The 18,439-nt window shown below is 69.5% G+C and carries 15 protein-coding genes, 1 tRNA gene and 1 other RNA gene; 7 read left to right on the top strand and 10 right to left on the bottom strand.

Annotated elements, in window-relative coordinates; all coding sequences use genetic code 11:
* Positions 1-2: 2 nt before the first annotated feature.
* Positions 3-2,009, bottom strand: a complete 2,007-nt coding sequence (locus SOM19_RS09300) for a DUF262 domain-containing protein (protein ID WP_320486237.1) — start codon at positions 2,007-2,009, stop codon at positions 3-5.
* A 193-nt stretch (positions 2,010-2,202) separates the two neighbouring features.
* Here SOM19_RS09300 and SOM19_RS09305 point away from each other — a divergent pair, with 193 nt between their 5' ends.
* Positions 2,203-2,976, top strand: a complete 774-nt coding sequence (locus SOM19_RS09305) for a hypothetical protein (protein ID WP_320486238.1) — start codon at positions 2,203-2,205, stop codon at positions 2,974-2,976.
* A 189-nt stretch (positions 2,977-3,165) separates the two neighbouring features.
* Complete coding sequence (locus SOM19_RS09310; protein WP_320486239.1) at positions 3,166-3,669, top strand: DUF3145 domain-containing protein; 504 nt, start codon at positions 3,166-3,168, stop codon at positions 3,667-3,669.
* Between the two features lie 158 nt (positions 3,670-3,827).
* Here SOM19_RS09310 and SOM19_RS09315 read toward each other — a convergent pair whose 3' ends face one another.
* The 6 genes from SOM19_RS09315 to aceE all read right to left on the bottom strand — a co-directional run bounded on the left by SOM19_RS09315 (position 3,828) and on the right by aceE (position 11,422).
* Positions 3,828-5,066, bottom strand: a complete 1,239-nt coding sequence (locus SOM19_RS09315) for a beta-ketoacyl-[acyl-carrier-protein] synthase family protein (RefSeq protein ID WP_320486240.1) — start codon at positions 5,064-5,066, stop codon at positions 3,828-3,830.
* A 60-nt stretch (positions 5,067-5,126) separates the two neighbouring features.
* Positions 5,127-5,375 (bottom strand): acyl carrier protein, encoded by a 249-nt coding sequence (locus SOM19_RS09320; protein WP_320486241.1) that lies wholly within the window; start codon positions 5,373-5,375, stop codon positions 5,127-5,129.
* 74 nt (positions 5,376-5,449) lie between these two features.
* The gene (locus SOM19_RS09325) at positions 5,450-6,451 is read right to left on the bottom strand and encodes a beta-ketoacyl-ACP synthase III (RefSeq protein WP_320486242.1); all 1,002 of its coding nucleotides are present in this window, start codon (positions 6,449-6,451) and stop codon (positions 5,450-5,452) included.
* Positions 6,452-6,464: 13 nt separating this feature from the next.
* A complete protein-coding gene (locus SOM19_RS09330) occupies positions 6,465-7,382 on the bottom strand; it encodes an ACP S-malonyltransferase (RefSeq protein WP_320486243.1) in 918 nt (305 codons plus the stop codon).
* An 84-nt stretch (positions 7,383-7,466) separates the two neighbouring features.
* Complete coding sequence (locus SOM19_RS09335; RefSeq protein WP_320486244.1) at positions 7,467-8,684, bottom strand: PucR family transcriptional regulator; 1,218 nt, start codon at positions 8,682-8,684, stop codon at positions 7,467-7,469.
* An 8-nt stretch (positions 8,685-8,692) separates the two neighbouring features.
* The gene (gene aceE / locus SOM19_RS09340) at positions 8,693-11,422 is read right to left on the bottom strand and encodes a pyruvate dehydrogenase (acetyl-transferring), homodimeric type (protein ID WP_320486245.1); all 2,730 of its coding nucleotides are present in this window, start codon (positions 11,420-11,422) and stop codon (positions 8,693-8,695) included.
* 177 nt (positions 11,423-11,599) lie between these two features.
* Between aceE and SOM19_RS09345 the strand changes: the two genes are divergently transcribed.
* Positions 11,600-11,672, top strand: a tRNA-Val gene (locus tag SOM19_RS09345).
* 8 nt (positions 11,673-11,680) lie between these two features.
* Here SOM19_RS09345 and SOM19_RS09350 read toward each other — a convergent pair.
* Positions 11,681-13,207: an amino acid permease gene (locus SOM19_RS09350; protein WP_320486246.1), complete on the bottom strand. Its 1,527-nt coding sequence runs from the start codon at positions 13,205-13,207 to the stop codon at positions 11,681-11,683.
* 86 nt (positions 13,208-13,293) lie between these two features.
* Here SOM19_RS09350 and SOM19_RS09355 point away from each other — a divergent pair, with 86 nt between their 5' ends.
* Both SOM19_RS09355 and SOM19_RS09360 read left to right on the top strand, forming a co-directional pair.
* Positions 13,294-14,025 (top strand): zinc ribbon domain-containing protein, encoded by a 732-nt coding sequence (locus SOM19_RS09355; protein ID WP_320486247.1) that lies wholly within the window; start codon positions 13,294-13,296, stop codon positions 14,023-14,025.
* Positions 14,022-14,465, top strand: coding sequence for a reverse transcriptase-like protein (locus tag SOM19_RS09360; protein ID WP_320486248.1), 444 nt, complete (start codon positions 14,022-14,024; stop codon positions 14,463-14,465). The genes SOM19_RS09355 and SOM19_RS09360 overlap by 4 nt, the downstream gene beginning before the upstream one ends.
* 37 nt (positions 14,466-14,502) lie before the next feature.
* On the opposite strand, the gene SOM19_RS09365 is transcribed toward SOM19_RS09360, so the two are convergent.
* Complete coding sequence (locus tag SOM19_RS09365; RefSeq protein ID WP_320486249.1) at positions 14,503-15,258, bottom strand: L,D-transpeptidase family protein; 756 nt, start codon at positions 15,256-15,258, stop codon at positions 14,503-14,505.
* 84 nt (positions 15,259-15,342) lie between these two features.
* Positions 15,343-16,080, bottom strand: a complete 738-nt coding sequence (locus SOM19_RS09370; RefSeq protein WP_320486250.1) for a hypothetical protein — start codon at positions 16,078-16,080, stop codon at positions 15,343-15,345.
* Between the two features lie 199 nt (positions 16,081-16,279).
* Between SOM19_RS09370 and SOM19_RS09375 the strand changes: the two genes are divergently transcribed.
* Entirely contained in the window at positions 16,280-18,022 is a 1,743-nt protein-coding gene (locus SOM19_RS09375; protein WP_320486251.1) for a bifunctional 3'-5' exonuclease/DNA polymerase, read from the top strand.
* 40 nt (positions 18,023-18,062) lie between these two features.
* Positions 18,063-18,432, top strand: an RNA gene (gene rnpB / locus SOM19_RS09380) — RNase P RNA component class A.
* Positions 18,433-18,439 lie beyond the last annotated feature (7 nt).

Raw genomic sequence — 18,439 nt, forward strand, 5'->3', positions numbered from 1 at the left:
CGCTACATCGCGTCGCCGATGTAGGAGTACTTGACGAAGACCTCCGGCGCGAGTCCTGCTTCGTCCAGCACGCCCTGCACGGCGGTGAGCATGTAGCTCGAGTCCCACCCCATGTAGAGCGAGTTGCCGTCGTCCAGCACGTCCCACTGGCCGTTCCACGACTGGGCCTTGTACACGGGTCCGCCCCGCCGGTCGCTGTAGGCGATCACGTCGGCGCGCGAGTCCGCCCAGAGGCGCTTGAACACCCGGTTGAAGAGGTACTTGACGTCGTACACCTCCCAGTGCTCGCCGCGGTACTCGACGTAGTCCCACTCGCGCTGCCACCCGCGCGGCCAGCCGCGCCGGCGGACGGCGTCGAGGATAGGCGTCAGCCCGTCGTCGTCGATGCCGGAGGCGCCCGGACGCTCCCAGACCTCGATGAAGCGGTCGGTGAGTCGAGCCGAGCGCTCGACGATCGCCGCGGTGTTCCACGCCGTCGTCTCGCCGAGGACGCTCGTCGTGCCCACCGCACTTCGGGCATACACGGCGCGCTTCTCCGGGAACGACCGGTCGAACGCGCGCTCGGCCAGGTCATCCTCCAGGAGGGCGAGGTTTCCGAGTGTCTGGGAGAGCGCGCGATGGCTGTTCTGCTCGTCCTCGCTGTAGTCCGCCCAGCGACGGCTGCCGTCGCCGGTCCATGTGTCGGCGGGGGAGGGCGGGAAGATGTGCTCCACCTCGAGCCCCTCGGCGACCACATCGGCGAGGCGGGCCAGCACATAGGTGGCCTGGGGCAGGTCGGAGTACTTCAGGGCCACGCGGACGCGCTCGTCGGACGGCGTGATGCGCGCGACCGCCCGGACCAGACTGTCGAATCCCTCATCGCGCGCACGGCACAGACGTGCCACGAGCCTGTCGGTGCCGGTGCCGACGACCGTGCGGCGAAGGAGCAGCGACTGCACCAGCTCGAGGGTCTGGATGAGCGAGCTTCGATCGATCACGCCTTGCGAGAAGTCCCGGTACGCGCGCATGACCAAGGGGTACATGGCGGTGCCGAAAGTGTTCACGTAGGCGAGGTGACGGCCGATCTCGGCATCCGCCGCATTCAAGGGATCGAGGAGGACACGGTAGATCGCGGAGAACTCCCGCCACTCGGCCGCGTGCGCGGGGAGCTCGTCGATCTCGAGCCGGGGGAACCGCTGGCGGAAGGCGTCGTAGACCCCGCGACCACCCGTGACGGTGACCTCGCGCCCGGTGGTCATGACGAGGTAGTGGCGCCAGAAGGCGGCGATGGCGTCGCCGGTGTTGCGCTCGATGGGCAGCCAGAAGTCGTCCTCGATCGCACGCTGCTCGGTGTGCGAGAGCCCCATCAGGACGTAGTTGTGGATCAGCTCGTGGTCCCGGAGCGGCTCGCCCGTCGAGTTGAGGCTCTCGAAGATCTGCTGGGCGTTCGCGCCCGTGCCGAGCGTGATGGCGACGTGCTCCAGCTTCTGGAGCCCTCGCCAGATGCGAGGCGCCTCTTCCCGGCTGATCTGGCTGCGGAAGAAGGCGTAGTTGTCGTCGAACCGCGAGTCGCGCTGCTCACCCGGCGCGAGCGGGCCGTCCAGGACCACGCGGTCGTAGACGCCGGCCCACGCACGATGGGGGCGGAGCTTCGTCCTCGGCGCCCGCCCGTCCGAGAGCACGAGCACGCGCTCCAGCTCGGACGCGAGGGTGGCGTCGTGATCCTTCACGGTGTGGTGCAGCGCGGCCACGAGCAGCATGAGCGTCGTCATGCGCTGCTGCCCGTCGATGAGCACGAGCTCCGCGGACCCGCCCTCGGTGCTGAGGGACGACAGGATCGACCCGATGAAGTGCATGTGACGGTCGTCGAGATCGGACACCGCGCGGATGTCGCCCAGCAGCTGCTCGCAGCCTCCGATGTCCCACCGGTACTGCCGCTGGTACACCGGGACCACCAGCGTCCAATCGGCGGAGGACAGCCAGCTGATCGTGTTGACGGCGGTCGCATCGACATTCGTGGCGGTGGCCATCGTCTCGCGGGACTCCTCGGAGGTCTGGGCTGGCGGGGTGGCCGGCGCCCGGCTCGTCAAGTCTATTCGGCGGATCCCGGCGGTCCGGGAACCGCGGCTCCGACACCCGGGAGACGCCGGAGGCCCGATGTAGGCTTGCCTAAGTTGGGCCTGTTAAAACGTGCTGGCCCCCAGTGAAAGGCTGATCCACCTCATGGGTTACATCAAATCCGCTGCGCTCGAAGAGACCGGCTATGTCGTCCTCGATCGCTACAACCAGGAGCTCGATCCGCAGGAGTGGCTCGACATCGAGTACAACGACTGGAAGTCCTCCGGCGACACCCGCTTCGCACCGCTCGCCAGCGCCTTCGGCGAGATCGAGTGCAACGGCTTCTGGAACCACAAGCCGCCGCGCACCGACAAGGACGGCGTCTGGATCGACTCGCAGGTCGCGAAGGCCCCCAACCTCGCCCGACGTGCGCAGGAGCCCGGCGCCAACGTCGGTCGCTGCCGCGTCATCGAGCTGCAGCCGACGCCCTACGGCGACTGCCTCTACAACCTCCACCAGGACGACAACAACCGCCTGAACCCCGACGGGACGGGCTGGGTCGTGCGAGGCTTCTTCAACCTCACCGACGACAAGGACAGCTTCTTCGTCCTCCGCGAGAACCGCACGGATCCCGCCGGCGAGACGCGCATCGCGCTTCCCGCCGGAGCGCAGCTGATCATCGACACGCAGCGCCTGTGGCACGCCGCCACCCATGTCGGCAACGCACCCCGCTACAACCTCATCACGTCGTGGACGTCAGGCCCCGAGCTCGACGCGTACATCGAGAAGTACCACGGCGTGAACCGCGTGGAGAGCTTCGAGGTCGACCAGGACATCCTCGACGCCGGCTACGTGGAGCAGGCGCGCAAGGACGCGGCACGCGCGGCCTACTACGCGGCCAAGGGTCAGGCCGACATCCAGGCCATGAGCGAGGCCTGAGCCGAGGCATCCTGAATCGAGAAAGCCCCGGTCCGCAGACCGGGGCTTTCCTCGTTCGGCGACACGGCGGAGTCACATGCTTGTGATTCTGTGCTGCCGTGGGCGATAATGGCCCCAGCACAACCGAATAGCCGCCAGGCATCCGTATCAGGTCGTTGGGGAAGACGTACCTGATGAAACGGAGAGATCATGGCGACACCACAGGCGCGTGGAGTGATCTACATTCACTCTGCGCCACGAGCATTGTGCCCCCACCTCGAGTGGGCGGTTGGTCGTGCCCTCGGGCGCGCGGTCAGCTTCGACTGGACCGAGCAGCCCGTCCTGCATGGCGCACGCCGATCCGAGTACTACTGGGAGGGCGCGGCCGGCACCGGAGCAGCCCTCGCGACCGCGATCCGCGGTTGGGAGCATCTTCGCTTCGAGGTGACCGAGGATCCCACTCCGCGCAGCGACGGTGGCCGCTGGCTCCACACGCCGGGGCTCGGCATCCACTACGCCCAGACCGACACGGCGGGCAACGTCGTGATCGGCGAGGACCGGATCCGGTACGCGATGGAGGTCGCAGGCGGCAGCGCCGTCGAGCTGCACCGCGAACTCCAGGTCGCGCTCGGCGCCGCGTGGGACGAGGAGCTCGAGCCCTTCCGTCACGCCAGCGACGACGCGACGGTCGTCTGGCTGCACAAGGTCGGCTGACCGGACAACCCCACAGACTCAGGCGCTGCGAGGCGCGACTACCGATGCTCGGCGGAGAGGATCCCCGGGTCGCGGGAAAGCGAATCGCCGCCTGACGCGACAGACGCCCCCGGTGGCTTCCCGGGGGCGTCTTCGTGTCTTCGCGTCGGTGCCGAGCGTCAGACGGAGCGGAACGCCACGACCGCGTTGTGGCCGCCGAACCCGAACGAGTTGCTGATGGCCAGCTGGGGACCGTCGCCGAGCGGGATCGCGCTCCCCGAGACGTGCAGCGGGATCTCCGGATCCTGCGTCGAGATGTTGATCGTCGGCGGGGCCACGCGGTCGCGCAGAGCCAGGATCGTGAAGATCGCCTCGAGCGCACCGGTGCCGCCGAGCAGGTGGCCCGTCGACGCCTTGGTGGCCGACACCGGGATCTCGTGCACGCGGTCGCCGAACACGCTGAGCAGCGCCTTGTACTCCGCGATGTCGCCGGTGGGGGTCGACGTCGCGTGGGCGTTGATGTGAGTGACCTCATCAGGCTCGGCGCCGGCCGCCTCGAGCGCGAGCCGCACCGCGCGCGAGGCGCCGAGGCCCTCGGGCTCGGGAGCGGTGATGTGGTACGAGTCTGCGGTGACCCCGCCGCCGACGACCTCGCCGTAGATCTTCGCCCCGCGCGCCGTGGCGTGCTCGTAGGTCTCGAGCACGAGGCATGCGGCGCCCTCGCCCATGACGAAGCCGTCACGGTCGACGCTGTACGGGCGCGACGCGGTCTCGGGGGAGTCGTTGCGCTTGGAGAGCGCCTGCATCGAGGCGAACGCGGCGAGGGTGAGGCCGTGGATGACCGCCTCGGACCCGCCCGCGATGACGACGTCGGCGCGGCCGTCGCGGATGGTCTCGTAGGCGTTCACCAGCGACTCGGTGCTCGACGCGCAGGCCGACGCCACCGTCCGGGCGTACGCCCGTGCACCGAGATGCATCGAGACCGCCGCAGCGGGCGCATTGGGCATGAGCATGGGGACGCTCATGGGCATGACGCGCCGCGGGCCCTTGCTCTTGAGGGTGTCCCACGCGGCGAGCGTGGTCTGCAGACCGCCGATCCCGGTCGCGAAGTCGACGCCGAACCGCTCGGGCTCGACCTCGGGGCGGCCGGCGTCATCCCACGCCTCCTGGGCCGCGACGAGCGCGAACTGCGCGGACGGGTCGAGGCGATTGGCGACGGGTCGCTCGAGGACGGTGTCGGGCCGTACCTTCGCCTCAGCGGCGAACGTCACCGGGATGGAGTATTCCTGCACCCAGTCGTACTCGAGCGTGTGGGCGCCGGACACGCCGTCCAGAAGGCCCGACCAGCTCTCGGGTGCGGTCCCCCCGAGAGGGGTGGATGCGCCGATGCCGGTGACGACGATACGGGGTTTGCTCATTGGAGATCAGAGTCCTCGGGGTGCTGGCCGGTGGGGGCCGCGGCCCCCACCGGGATGGTCCTACGCCTGGTTCGACGTGATGAAGCTGACGGCGTCGCCGACGGTCTTGAGATTCTTGACCTCGTCGTCCGGGATGGTGACGCCGAACTTCTCCTCAGCGTTGACGACGATCGTCATCATGGAGATCGAGTCGATGTCGAGGTCGTCGGTGAACGACTTCTCAAGTGCGACCTCGTCGGCAGCGATGCCCGTCTCGTCCGTGATGAGCTCGGCGAGTCCGGCGAGGACCTCGTCGGTGGTGAATGCCATGGGTGTCTCCTGTTTGTTGGGGGTTCCCGGACCGGGCGGTCCGGGGTCAAGTCTAGAGTCGGCGCGAGAGCGGCTCAGGGGAGCACGACCACCTGGGCGCCGAACACGAGGCCCGCGCCGAAGCCGATCTGCAGCGCGAGGCCGCCGCTCAGCTCGGGGTGCTCCTCCAGCAGGCGGTGGGTCGCCAGCGGAATCGATGCCGCCGACGTGTTGCCGGTCGTCTCGATGTCGCGACCGATGATCACCGTCTCGGGAAGGCCCAGCTGCTTGGCGAACTCGTCGATGATGCGCATGTTCGCCTGGTGGGGCACGAAGGCGGCCAGATCGGATGCCTCGATCCCTGCGGCCTCGAGCGCCTGACGAGCGACCTTCACCATCTCCCAGACCGCCCAGCGGAAGACCGTGGGTCCCTCCTGGCGGAGGGTCGGCCACGGCGCGATGCCATCACGGAAGTCGGTCAGGGTGTGGTTCATGCCCACGGCCTCGGCCTTCGAGCCGTCCGAGCCCCACACGGTGGGACCGATGCCGGGGGTGTCGCTGGGTCCGATGACCACGGCGCCCGCGCCGTCGCCGAGGAGGAAGGAGATGGAGCGGTCGGCGGGGTCGACGATGTCGCTGAGCTTCTCGGTGCCGATGACCAGCGCGTAGTGGGCTGCTCCGGCTCGGATCAGCGCATCGGCCTGCGCGACCCCGTAGGCGAAGCCGGCGCAGGCGGCGTTGATGTCATAGGCGGCCGCGGGGTTGGACCCGACGCGGTCGGCGACGATCGCCGACACGGAGGGCGTCTGCTTGGGATTGCTGACCGTGGCCACGATGACCGCGTCGATCTTGGAGGCGTCGACGCCGGACCGCTCGATGGCCTCGCGCGCGGCATCCGTCGCCAGATCGATCGCGTCGGTGCCGGCACCCGCACGCGTGCGCGTGATGATTCCGGTGCGCTGGCGGATCCACTCGTCACTCGAGTCGATCGGGCCGATGAGGTCGTCGTTGGGAACCGAGAGCTCGCCGCGTGACGCACCGTACGAGTAGATGCGGGTATGGGCGGGCCCGGTGGGCTGGATGAGCGTGGGGGTCATGCGGAATCTCCGGTCATGCGTCGGTGGCGCCGCTGAGCAATGCGGCGGCGGCCTCGAGGTCGTCGGGAGTCTTGACGGCGACGGCGGGAACGCCGCGCAGTGCCCGCTTGGCGAGCCCCGTGAGCGTACCGGCGGGCGACAGCTCCACGATGCCCGACACACCCCCGTTCGCGAAAGACGCCATGCTGAGGTCCCACCGCACCGGCGAGGCGACCTGCGCGACCAGCAGGTCGACGAACGCGGAGCCCGAGCCGACGGCGGCGCCGTCGCTGTTGCTCCACACCGTGACGCGGGGATCGGATGCGGTCACCGTCGCAGCGGCCGCGCGCAGTGCCTCGACAGCAGGGGCCATATAGGCCGTGTGGAAGGCGCCGGCGACCTGGAGCGCGATCACGCGCGTGCCGGCGGGGGGTGCCGCGGTGAGATCGGCCAACGCGTTCAGCGACCCGGCCGCGACCAGCTGCCCGCCGCCGTTGTAGTTCGCGGGAGTGAGCCCGAGCTCCTCCAGACGCGCGACGACGGCGTCCTGGTCGCCGCCGATGACAGCGCTCATGCCGGTCTGCTCGGCAGCTGCCGCTTCAGCCATCGCCCGACCGCGGATGCCGACGAGTCGGAGCGCGTCCTCCTCGGTCAGGATGCCCGCGGCGGCCGCCGCGGCGAACTCCCCGACGGAGTGGCCGGCGACGCCGTCGACCGAGTCTGTCGACGGCAGCGCGTTCCAGGAGAGGAGGCTCGCCGCGACGATGAGCGGCTGAGCGACCTGCGTGTCGCGGATCCGATCGGCGTCCCACTCGGTGCCGGCGGCGAGGAGGTCGACGCCCGACCACTCGGAGTACTGGGCCAGTCGATCGGCAGAGCCGTCGAGCGCGAGCCAGGGGACCAGGAAGCCGGGGGTCTGGGAGCCCTGTCCGGGGAAGACGGCGATTCTCACTTGTCCATCCTCCCAAGGATCAGGCGCGCACCTCTGGCGATCGTGGCACAAGAATGCCGCAATGCTTTGTCAGAGCCGTACAGGTCAGTGGTGGTTGCGGCGCGTGGCGGGGGGCCGGCGACGGGTGGCGTCGGTTCCGATCGACCCGAGGATGAGCGCCGTCTGAAGGATCAGCGCCTCACGCGGGCCCGTGGCATCCCACCCGATGACGTCGGAGACGCGCTTCAGGCGGTACCGCACCGTGTTCGGGTGGACGAAGAGCTCGCGCGCCGTCGCCTCGAGCGAGCGCCCGTTGTCGAGGTAGCTCCACAGGGTGGCGACGAGGTCGGCGCTGTGCGCCTGCAGCGGGCGGTAGATGCGCTCCACCAGGGTCTGCTTGGCGAGCGGATCGCCGGCGAGGGCGCGCTCGGGCAGCAGATCATCGGCCTCGACCGGGCGCGGGGCATTCCGCCAGGCTCGCGCCACCGCGAAGCCGGCGAGGGCCCCGCGCGCACTCTGTCCCGCGTCGACGAGAGCCGGCACGGTGGGGCCGAGGACGAGGTAGCCCGTGCCGAACCCCGGCTCCAGGCGCTTCGCGATCTCGGTGAACGGAAGGTCGCCCGGCACGTCGTCGGGCCGTGACGGCGGCTCCGCGCGGCCGAGGACGAGCACCAGGCGGGATCCCTGTACCCCGATGAGGACGTCGACCCCGAGCTTGCGGGCGGTGCGACGGAGCTGATCGATGTCGAACTGCGGGGGTGTCGTGCCCACCAGCACCGCGACCTCGCCGTGGCCGTGCCACCCGAGCGCCGCGATCCTGCTCGGGAGCTCCTCGTCGGCTTCGCCGGTGAGGATGGAGTCGACGACCAGCGCCTCGAGCCGGGCATCCCAGAGCCCGCGCGCCTCGGCGGCACGGGCGTACACGTCGGCGGCGGCGAAGGCCACCTCGCGCGAGTACAGCAGGATCGCCTCGCGCAGGTGCTCGCCCTTTCCGGCGACCCGCTCCTCGGTGACCTCCACGGTCACCCGGATCAGCTGCAGCGTCTGCGTCAGGCTCACGCTCCGCAGAAGCTCGCGCGGGGCCGCGAGGAAGATGTCGGCCGCGATCCAGGGCGTGGAGGCGGGGTCCTCGTACCAGGAGATGAACGAGGTGATGCCCGCCTGCGCCACCAGACCGACCGCGGACCGCCGCGCCGGCGGCATCTCGGCGTACCAGGGGAGCGAGTCCTCCAGCCGCTGGATGGTCGCCGTCGCGAGGTCACCCGAGATGCGTCGCAGCCAGGCGAGCGTCTCGGTCTTGTCCATCGAGGCGGGGGCGGGCATCGCGCCGGTCAGCTCTCGCCGCCGGCGTTCCCGCTCGTTCCCGCCGTCACATCGTGCAGACGGTACTTCTCGATCGCCTGCGCGGCGAGACTGCGGTCGACGATGCCGTCCGCCGCCAGCGCCTGCAGGGTGCGCACGACGACCGACGGGCCGTCGATCTTGAAGTAGCGCCGAGCGGCCGCACGCGTGTCGGAGAACCCGAACCCGTCTGCGCCGAGGGTGACGAAGCGGTTCGTCACCCACGGGCGGATCTGGTCCTGGACGGCGTGCATGAAGTCGCTGACGGCGACGACCGGGCCGGCGGCATCCTTCAGCTTCTCGGTCACGTACGCGGTGCGCGGCTCGGCTTCCGGGTGGAGGAAGTTGTGCTCGTCGGCGGCGAGGCCGTCACGGCGCAGCTCGTTCCACGAGGTGACCGACCAGACGTCGGCCTGCACGCCCCAGTCGTCGCGCAGCAGCTGCTGGGCCTCGAGCGCCCACGGCACGCCCACACCCGACGCGAGGAGCTGCGCCCGGGGTCCGTCGCCCTCGAGGGACGAGATGCGGTGGATGCCGCGCACGATGCCGTCGACGTCCACGCCCTCGGGCTCGGCCGGCTGCACCAGCGGCTCGTTGTACACCGTGAGGTAGTACATGACGTTGGGGTCGGGGTGGTTGCCGCCGTACATCCGCTCGATGCCGGAGCGCACGATGTGGGCGATCTCATACCCGTAGGCCGGGTCGTACGCCACCGTCGCCGGGTTCGTCGACGCGAGCAGATGCGAGTGGCCGTCGGCGTGCTGCAGGCCCTCGCCGGTCAGCGTGGTGCGACCTGCGGTGGCGCCGATGATGAAGCCGCGCGCCATCTGGTCGCCCGCCGCCCACTGGGCATCGCCCGTGCGCTGGAAGCCGAACATCGAGTAGAAGACGTAGACCGGGATCAGCGGCTCACCGTGCGTGGAGTACGACGTGCCCGCGGCGGTGAAGGCCGCGACCGCGCCGGCCTCGTTGATGCCGACGTGGATGATCTGGCCTTGCGGGCTCTCCTTGTAGGCCAGCAGGAGCTCGCGGTCGACCGACGTGTAGTTCTGCCCGTGCGGGTTGTAGATCTTCGCGGTCGGGAAGTACGCGTCCATTCCGAACGTGCGCGCCTCGTCGGGGATGATCGGCACGATGCGGTGCCCGAAGTCCTTCGCTCGCAGCAGATCCTTCAGCAGACGGACGAACGCCATCGTGGTGGCGATCTCCTGCGTGCCGGAGCCCTTCTTGGGGAGCGCGTACGCCTCGTCTCCGGGCAGTTGCAGCCCGACGTGGTGCGTGCGACGCTCGGGCAGGAAGCCGCCGAGTGAGCGACGGCGCTCCAGCATGTACTGGATCGTCTCGTCGTTGCCGCCCGGGTTGTAGTACGGCGGCAGGTACGGGTTCTCGTCGAGCTGCGCGTCGGAGATCGGAATGCGCATCGAGTCGCGGAAGTACTTGAGGTCCTGCAGGGTCATCTTCTTCATCTGGTGGGTCGCGTTGCGGCCCTCGAAGTGGTGACCGAGCCCGTAGCCCTTGATCGTCTTCGCGAGGATGACGGTCGGCTGGCCCTTGTGCTCGGACGCCGCCTTGTACGCGGCGTAGACCTTGCGGTAGTCCAGGCCGCCGCGGCGGAGCTTGCCCCAGATGTCCTCGTCGGACCAGTCCTTCACCAGAGCGGCGGTGCGCTCGTCGCGCCCGAAGAAGTGCTCGCGGATGAACGCGCCGTCCTCGGCGCGGTAGGTCTGGAAATCACCGTCGGGGGTGGTGTTCATGAGGTGCACGAGGGCGCCGTCGGTGTCCTGGGACAGCAGCTCGTCCCAGCCGCTTCCCCACACGACCTTGATGACGTTCCAGCCGGCGCCGCGGAAGAAGCTCTCGAGCTCCTGGATGATCTTGCCGTTGCCGCGCACCGGGCCGTCGAGGCGCTGCAGGTTGCAGTTGACGACGAAGGTCAGGTTGTCGAGGCCCTCGTTCGCGGCGACCTGCAGCTGACCGCGGCTCTCGACCTCGTCCATCTCGCCGTCGCCCAGGAACGCCCACACCCGCGAGTTCGAGGCGTCCTTGATCCCGCGGCTGGTGAGGTACTTGTTCGTCATCGCCTGGTAGATGGCGTTGATCGGGCCGAGACCCATCGAGACCGTCGGGAACTGCCAGTACTCGGGCATGAGGCGCGGGTGCGGGTAGGAGGGGATGCCCTCCGGCGCCTTCGACTTCTCCTGGCGGAAGCCGTCCAGCTGAGCCTCCGTCAGGCGGCCCTCGAGGAAGGACCGGGCGTAGATGCCGGGGGAGGCGTGACCCTGGATGAAGATCTGGTCGCCGCCGTTGGGGTCGTCCAGCCCGCGGAAGAAGTGGTTGAAGCCGACTTCGTAGAGCGACGCCGACGAGGCGTACGTGGAGATGTGGCCGCCCACCCCGATGCCGGGGCGCTGCGCACGGTGCACGGTGATCGCGGCGTTCCAGCGGAGCCAGCGGCGGTACCGTCGCTCGAGCTCCTCGTCGCCGGGGAACTCCGGCTCGTTGTCGGGCGCGATCGTGTTGATGTAGTCCGTGGTGGGAACCTGGGGCACATTGAGCTGCAGCTCGTGAGAGGTCTGCAGCAGGCTCAGCATGATCTCGCGGCCACGACCGTGGCCCTTCGCCTGCACGAGCTGCTGGAGGGATTCCTGCCACTCGGAGGTCTCATCGGGATCGCTGTCGAGGGGTTCCTGCGAGTACGGATCCTGATCGTTGACAGTCACAGATGACCTTTCGTCGTCTGGCAGATCGTGCCAGCTAATCGCTACCGGAGCGGGGCCGGCTTTGTCCGCCGTGCACAACGCACCGTCTCTCAGCCTACCGAGTCGCGGGGGGAGCGGATGCCCGCATCACATCGACTCCCGCCGTCGCCCACGACGACCTCCTAGACTGGGCGGCGAGGGCCTTTAGCTCAGCTGGTAGAGCGCCACGTTTACACCGTGGATGTCGTCGGTTCGATCCCGGCAGGGCCCACCGTTCGCTCAGGCCCGCCCGTCGCGGTCGTCGCTGTCGCTCTCGGGGTGGGACACCACGCGCGGCAGCTCGAACTCGATGTAGCCCGGCTGCCCGATCCGTGACCGCTTCTTGGAGTATGCGAAGTAGATCACGAACCCGATCGCGAGCCAGATGAGGAATCGCAGCCACGTCTCGACGGTCAGATTCAGCATCAGATAGATGCAGATGAGCGCCGAGAGTCCGGGGAGCCACGGGCTGAACGGCACCTTGAACGAGCGCGGGAGATCGGGGCGCTTGCGGCGGAGCACGATAACGCCGACAGCGACGAGCACGAAGGCCGACAGCGTCCCGATGTTCACCATCTCCTCGAGGACGCCGATCGGGGTGAAGCCGGCGACCACCGCGACGATCACGGTGACGAGAATCGAGATGACCCAGGGCGTGCGGAACTTCGGGTGCACCTTTGCGAGGCCGACCGGCAGCAGGGCGTCGCGCGACATGGCGAAGACGATCCGCGTGGCGCCGATCATGAGCGTGAGCACGACCGTGGTGAGGCCCGCGACCGCTCCGGCGGAGATGAGCGTCGCCATCCAGTCCGCCCCGTGGAACACGAAGGCGTTCGCGAGCGCGGCCTCCGAGTCGATGTCCTGGTAGGGCACCATGCCGGTGACGACCAGCGCGACGGCGCAGTACAGCAGGGTGCAGATCACGAGCGAGGCGATGATGCCGATCGGCAGGTCGCGCTGCGGGTTCCTGGTCTCCTCCGCCGTCGTCGCCACGACGTCGAAGCCGATGTACGCGAAGAACACCAGCGCGGCGCCGGCGAAGATCCCGCCGACGCCGAACGCGGTCGGCTCGATGCCGGAGAGGAACTGGAGCAGCGGCTGGGTGAGGCCCGATGCGGACTCGCGCGGCGTCGCCTCCGGGATGAAGGGCTGCCAGTTGGCGGGGTTGATGAACATGATCCCGGCGACGATGACGAACAGGACGATGAACAGCTTCACGCCGACAAGCACCATGTTGACGCGCAGCGACTCCTTGATGCCGAAGGTCATGAGTCCGCCGAGCACCAGGACGAGGATGATCGCCATCAGATCGACGGTGCCTCCGTACCCGATCGCGTCGGGGATCGGCATCCCGAGCTGCGACATGAGCGTGCCGAGATAGGCGCTCCAGCCCTGCGCCACGACGCTCGCCCCCAGGAACATCTCGAGGATGAGGTCCCACCCGATGATCCAGGCGAACAGCTCACCGAGCGACGAGTACGAGAACGTGTAGGCCGACCCCGCCACCGGGACCGTCGAGGCGAACTCGGCGTAGCAGAGCGCCGCGAGCGCGCAGGCGATCGCGGCGACGGCGAAGCTGAGGACGATCGCGGGCCCGGCGACCTCGTGCGCGGCCTTGCCCGTGAGCGTGAAGATGCCCGCGCCGATCACGACGCCGATGCCGAAGACGGTGAGGTCGAGGGCGCTCAGTGATTTCTTGAGCCGGAACTCCGGTTCGTCCGTGTCGGCGATCGACTGCTCGACGGACTTCGTGCGAAGAACGCTCATGGGATGCGGCCCTTTCGTCGCTGATCGATCGTTGAATGCTAATGGCTGCCCGTTCCGCCGTCGATGGCCGGGGTAGGTTGGGAGGCGTGAACGCCAGCCCCGCCGACCAGCGCCGCCTCGTGGAGATCGCCGAGCTCGATGCCCGCATCCGAAAGGCCGACCATGCCCGCAGGAATCCGCCGCAGGCCGCGCGAGTGCAGGAGCTCCTGGCCCACCGTCAGACGCTCTCCCAGGAGCTGACGACCCGCCTCGGCGTACGCGACGACCTGCGGATCGAGCTGTCCCGCATCGAGTCCGACGTGGCCGTGGTCGACGCCCGCAGCGCGCGCGATGCCGAGCGACTGGCGACCTCGAGCAACCCGAAAGAGGCCCAGGGCCTCGAGAGCGAGCTGGCATCGCTGGCGCGGCGCAAGAGCAACCTGGAGGACGGTGAGCTCGAGGTGATGGAGAGGCTCGAGCGCGCCGACGCCGCGGTCGCCGAGCAGGAGGCGCTCATCGCCGAGACCAATGCGCAGGGCGCCGAGCTCAGCGCCGAGGCGAAGCGTGTGGTGGCCGAGGCGACCGCCGCTTTCGAGGCGGCCTCCCGTGACCGCGGGGCCCTCGCCGGCGGGATCCCGGCCGACCTGCTGGCGCTCTACGACAAGCTCGCGGTCCGCAGCTCCGGCGCCGCCTTCCTTCGTGCGCGCACGTGCGAGGGCTGCAACATGGTGCTCTCGGGCACCGACCTGAACGTCCTGCGCCAGGCGGCCGAGGACGCCGTGGTGATGTGCCCCGAGTGCGGCAGCATCCTGGTGCGCACCGGCGAATCCGGGCTATGACCCGACGCCTCGTCGTCGAAGCCGACGGAGGGTCGCGCGGCAATCCGGGGATCGCCGCAGGCGGAGCGGTGGTCGTCGACCCGGAGTCCGACGAGGTGCTGAGTGTCGTGGGCGTCTACATGGGCATCGCGACCAACAACGTGGCGGAGTACGCCGGCATGATCGCAGGCCTCGAGGCGGCGTTCGAGCGCGACGCCGCGGCATCGGTCGAGGTGCGGATGGACTCGAAGCTCGTCGTCGAGCAGATGTCCGGCCGATGGAAGATCTCCCACCCCGACATGCAGTCGCTCGTCAAGCGGGCCAAGACCGTGATCGCCGGCCGAGACGTCGCGTTCCAGTGGGTGCCCCGCCTCTCCAACGGCCGAGCGGATGCCGCCGCCAACGAATCGATGGACCTCCGCGAGAGCTTCCGCCGTGATCTCGACAGCGGACACCCGTAGCAGTCTCACCCAGGCACGCGTAGCCCGGACGCCCGGATCACTCGATGGTGATGGGGGTGCCGAGCGGCAGCATACCGGCGAGCATGGTGATGTCCTCGTTGCTCAGGCGGATGCAGCCGTGGCTGGCGGACTGTCCGATGCTGGCGGCGTCGTCCGTGCCGTGCATGCCGATCTGCCCAGGACCGCCTCCGAACTCGTTCAGAACCTCGGAGAAGGCGGAGATCCCGTACGCGAACGGACCGTAGCCGTCGTTCGTCGGTGCCAGCAGCTCGGTCAGATAGAACTCGCCGAGCGGTGTCGGGGTGTCACCCGTACCCACGGCAGCAGGGAAGGTGTCCACGACCTCGTCGTCTTTGAGCAGGGTGACGGTGTGCCCGGCGGTCGAGACGAGAAGGCTGTAGCTGAGCGCCTTGACGTGGACATCCGATGAGCGGATCCACCCCGTCGACCCGTTCGGTCGCGTGGGCAGCCGGACGTGCAGCCACTCTCCCTGCTTCTCCTCGACGTAGAACGTGAGCGGCGCGCCCGAGTCGATCGGATTGCCGAACTCGAAGGCGGCGGCGCCGTCAGGCGCGTCGTAGGCCGTGACAACCGGGACAGATGCCTCGGCGACGCTGCTCGTGGGTGCGGCCACCGTTGCCGTCGGAGCGGGAGTGACGACCACCACGGGAGTCGGAGTCGGAGTCGTGGCCCGCGGTGCGGGCACCGCCTCAGGGGTGCCGCATCCGACGAGTGCAACAACGAGTACGCCGGTTGCAAGGAGAGCGCTGCCGGCGGTGAATGGTGAACGCATGTCATTTCCTGGGCGGAACGGCCGTGTGGCCCGATCGCTTGCGCGACCGGGCCACACGAATGGAAAGCGGATACTCCGCGAGGATCAGCCGGTGAAGGTGGCGGGGTCCTGGATCGGGGTCGGGACCTCGGCCGGCGGGTCGACGGGCTCGACCGGCGGGTCGACGGGGTCAACCGGTGTCGCGAAGGTCCACGTCTCGCCGGCGAAGGTCACGCTGTTCAGAAGGACCGTCGCGCCCTCGTCGACCAGGATGCCGAACGCGAGGATCTCAGGCGCGGCGCCCAATTCGATCGCTTCGTCGAACAGCGCGGCGATGTCTGCGAAAGGCACGGGGGTGTTGGCGGCGATGCCGAAGGCGGGGAGGGCCCGGCTGGAGATCCAGTCGGTCGACGTCAGCGGCGAGCCGGTCGTCGCCGGGCGAAGCGTGGTGAACACCAGGGCGTCGCCCTCATTGATGACAGTGTCCTCCGGGTCGAAGAAGACCGGCACCTGGAACGTTGCATCGCCGGTCGCCTCGAACGACGCGCCTTCGATGAGGGCGGTGAACTCGGCGGTCGTGGTGCCAGCGCCCTCGGCGCCCGTGAAGGACCAGCCATAGAGGAGCTGGTTTCGGCCGGGGATGGTCAGGCCGGTCTCATCCTGGCTCAGCTCCGGGCCGACAGGGCTGCCGAGGAACCACTGACCGGCGGGGTACGTGTCGCCCTCGACGGTGATCTCATCGATCGGGACGTCGATCGCGTAGGCGGCGGCACCGATTCCGACGACGGATCCGACGGCGAGTGCGAGTGTGGCACCCACCGCCGTGAACTTGTTGAGCTTCATATTGAGTGATTCTCCCCACGGATAGTGAGAGGCCCACCCATGTGAACGCCCTCGTGGATGCCGCAGCGCGACCCCCACACCCTACCGCATAGTCGATACATAGCATGGAGGGCTATGCACTGGGGCGGAACACGGCGTCATACGCCTGAGATGAGCGCGAACTCCGCCGATGTCCGGCTCGTGGCTTAGTTTGATCGGCATGGGTTCGAGCGTCGAACTGGCCGACGATGTGGCGTGGATCGTCCTCGGCCGGACGGACGACGGGGTCGCCGCCGCCCTTCTCGATGCCGAGGGTGCTGAGACGGAGCGCCACCCGATCGCGGCGTCCGCCCTGTCCGCGTGGGTCGCCGAGCGGGAGCGGACGGCGGCGCCGCGGTGGGTGTGGCACGACGCGCCGCAGTGGTACCCCGCGCTCCTGGCGGCGGGGGTGCGGGTCGCGCGCTGCCACGACCTGCGGCTCTGCCACGCGATCCTTCGGGCCTCGGCGCTGGTCGAGGACGACGCCCCCGTGCGCGAGCCGAGCGGATGGGATGCCGCGCCCCACGTCGCGACACCGGAGCAGGCGGCGACCCTGTTCGATCTCGACGAAGGCTCGACTCCGGCCGGTCCGCCCGCAGATCTGGACGAGGCCGTCGCGGAGTTCGCGCGGCAGCGCTCGGCCGTCGTGGGATCGTCGGATGCGTCGCGCCTGCGGCTGCTCGTCGCCGCCGAGTCGGCCGGCGCGCTCGTGGCGGAAGAGCTTCGGGCGGCCGGACTTCCCTGGGACGAGTCGGAGCACGATCGCATCCTCGTCGAGACGCTCGGCGAACGCCCTGTGGGAGGCGGACAGCCCTCGCGCCTCGCCGCCGCGGCGGCGAGGGTCCGCGACGCGCTGGGCGACCCTGCGGCCAGCCTCGATTCGCAGCCGAAGCTGCTGCGGTCCCTGCACCGCGTCGGGGTCCTGGTCGAGTCCACCAGTCGCTGGGAGCTCGCCGAGCAGCAGCATCCGGTCATCGAGCCGCTCCTCGAGTACAAGAAGCTCTCGCGACTGCTGTCGGCCAACGGCTGGGCCTGGCTGGAGGAATGGGTGAGCGACGGGCGCTTCCGGCCCGTGTACATCCCGGGCGGCGTGGTGACCGGACGCTGGGCCTCCTCGGGCGGCGGCGCGCTCCAGCTCCCGCGCCAGCTGCGCGAGGCGGTGCGCGCCGACCCGGGCTGGAAGCTCGTCGTGGCCGACGTGGCGCAGCTCGAGCCGCGCGTGCTAGCGGCGATGTCGAGCGACACCGTGCTGGCGGCCGCCGCGCGCGGGCGCGACCTTTACGCCGGGATCGTGGACAGCGGCGCCGTCGCCACGCGGCAGGAGGCGAAGATCGCTCTGCTCGGGGCGATGTACGGCGCGACGACGGGGGAGTCGGGACGACTCGTGCCGCGGCTTCGCCGGGCGTACCCGAGGGCGATGGGGCTCGTCGACGACGCGGCGCGGATCGGCGAGGACGGCGGTGACGTGTCGACCTGGCTCGGCCGCACCTCGCCGCCGCCCTCGGAGGTCTGGGCGGGCGCCCAGTCACGGGCCACCGAGGCCGAGGCATCCGGGGCCGACGAGACCCGCGCGCGTCGCTGGGCGCGCGACCGCGGCCGGTTCACCCGCAACTTCGTGGTGCAGGGCACCGCGGCGGAGTGGGCGCTGGCGTGGCTCGCCGACCTGCGCGCACGGCTCTACGAGCTGCCGCCGCTGCCCGAGGAGCACGCGTCGGGTCGTTCCGGCCCGGTGTTCGGGCGGCGCCCGCACCTCGCCTTCTTCCTGCATGACGAGGTCATCGTGCATGCTCCGGAGTCGCTGGCCGAGACGGCCGCGCAGGCGGTGACGGATGCCGCGGCCGCCGCGGGCCGCCTGCTCTTCGGCGACTTCCCGGTGGACTTCCGTCTCGACGTGCACATCACCGATACCGCGTCGAAGACCTGAGTCCGCGGCATCCGCTGCGCGACTAGAATCGACACGCGAATGGGTCGGCTGGACGGTCGCGTCGCGAGCGGTTCGCCGCTTCGCGCCGAGGAACGTCCGGGCTCCACAGGGCAGGGCGGTGGATAACACCCACCCGGAGTGATCCGCGAGACAGTGCCACAGAAAAGAGACCGCCGCGGCTTCGGCCGCGGTAAGGGTGAAACGGCGGTGTAAGAGACCACCGGGGTCGTCGCGAGACGACCCGCAAGGTAAACCTCGCCCGGAGCAAGGCCAGACAGAGGATGCTGACGCGGCTCGCCGAGTCCTCGGGTAGGCCGCTAGAGCGGCACGGCAACGTGTCGCCGAGAGAGATGACCGTCCACGGGGCTTCGGCCCCCGGACAGAACCCGGCGTACAGGCCGGCCCATTCGCCCTCTC

It is taken from the genome of Microbacterium sp. CFBP9034 (assembly GCF_034045255.1).
Classification (GTDB): domain Bacteria; phylum Actinomycetota; class Actinomycetes; order Actinomycetales; family Microbacteriaceae; genus Microbacterium.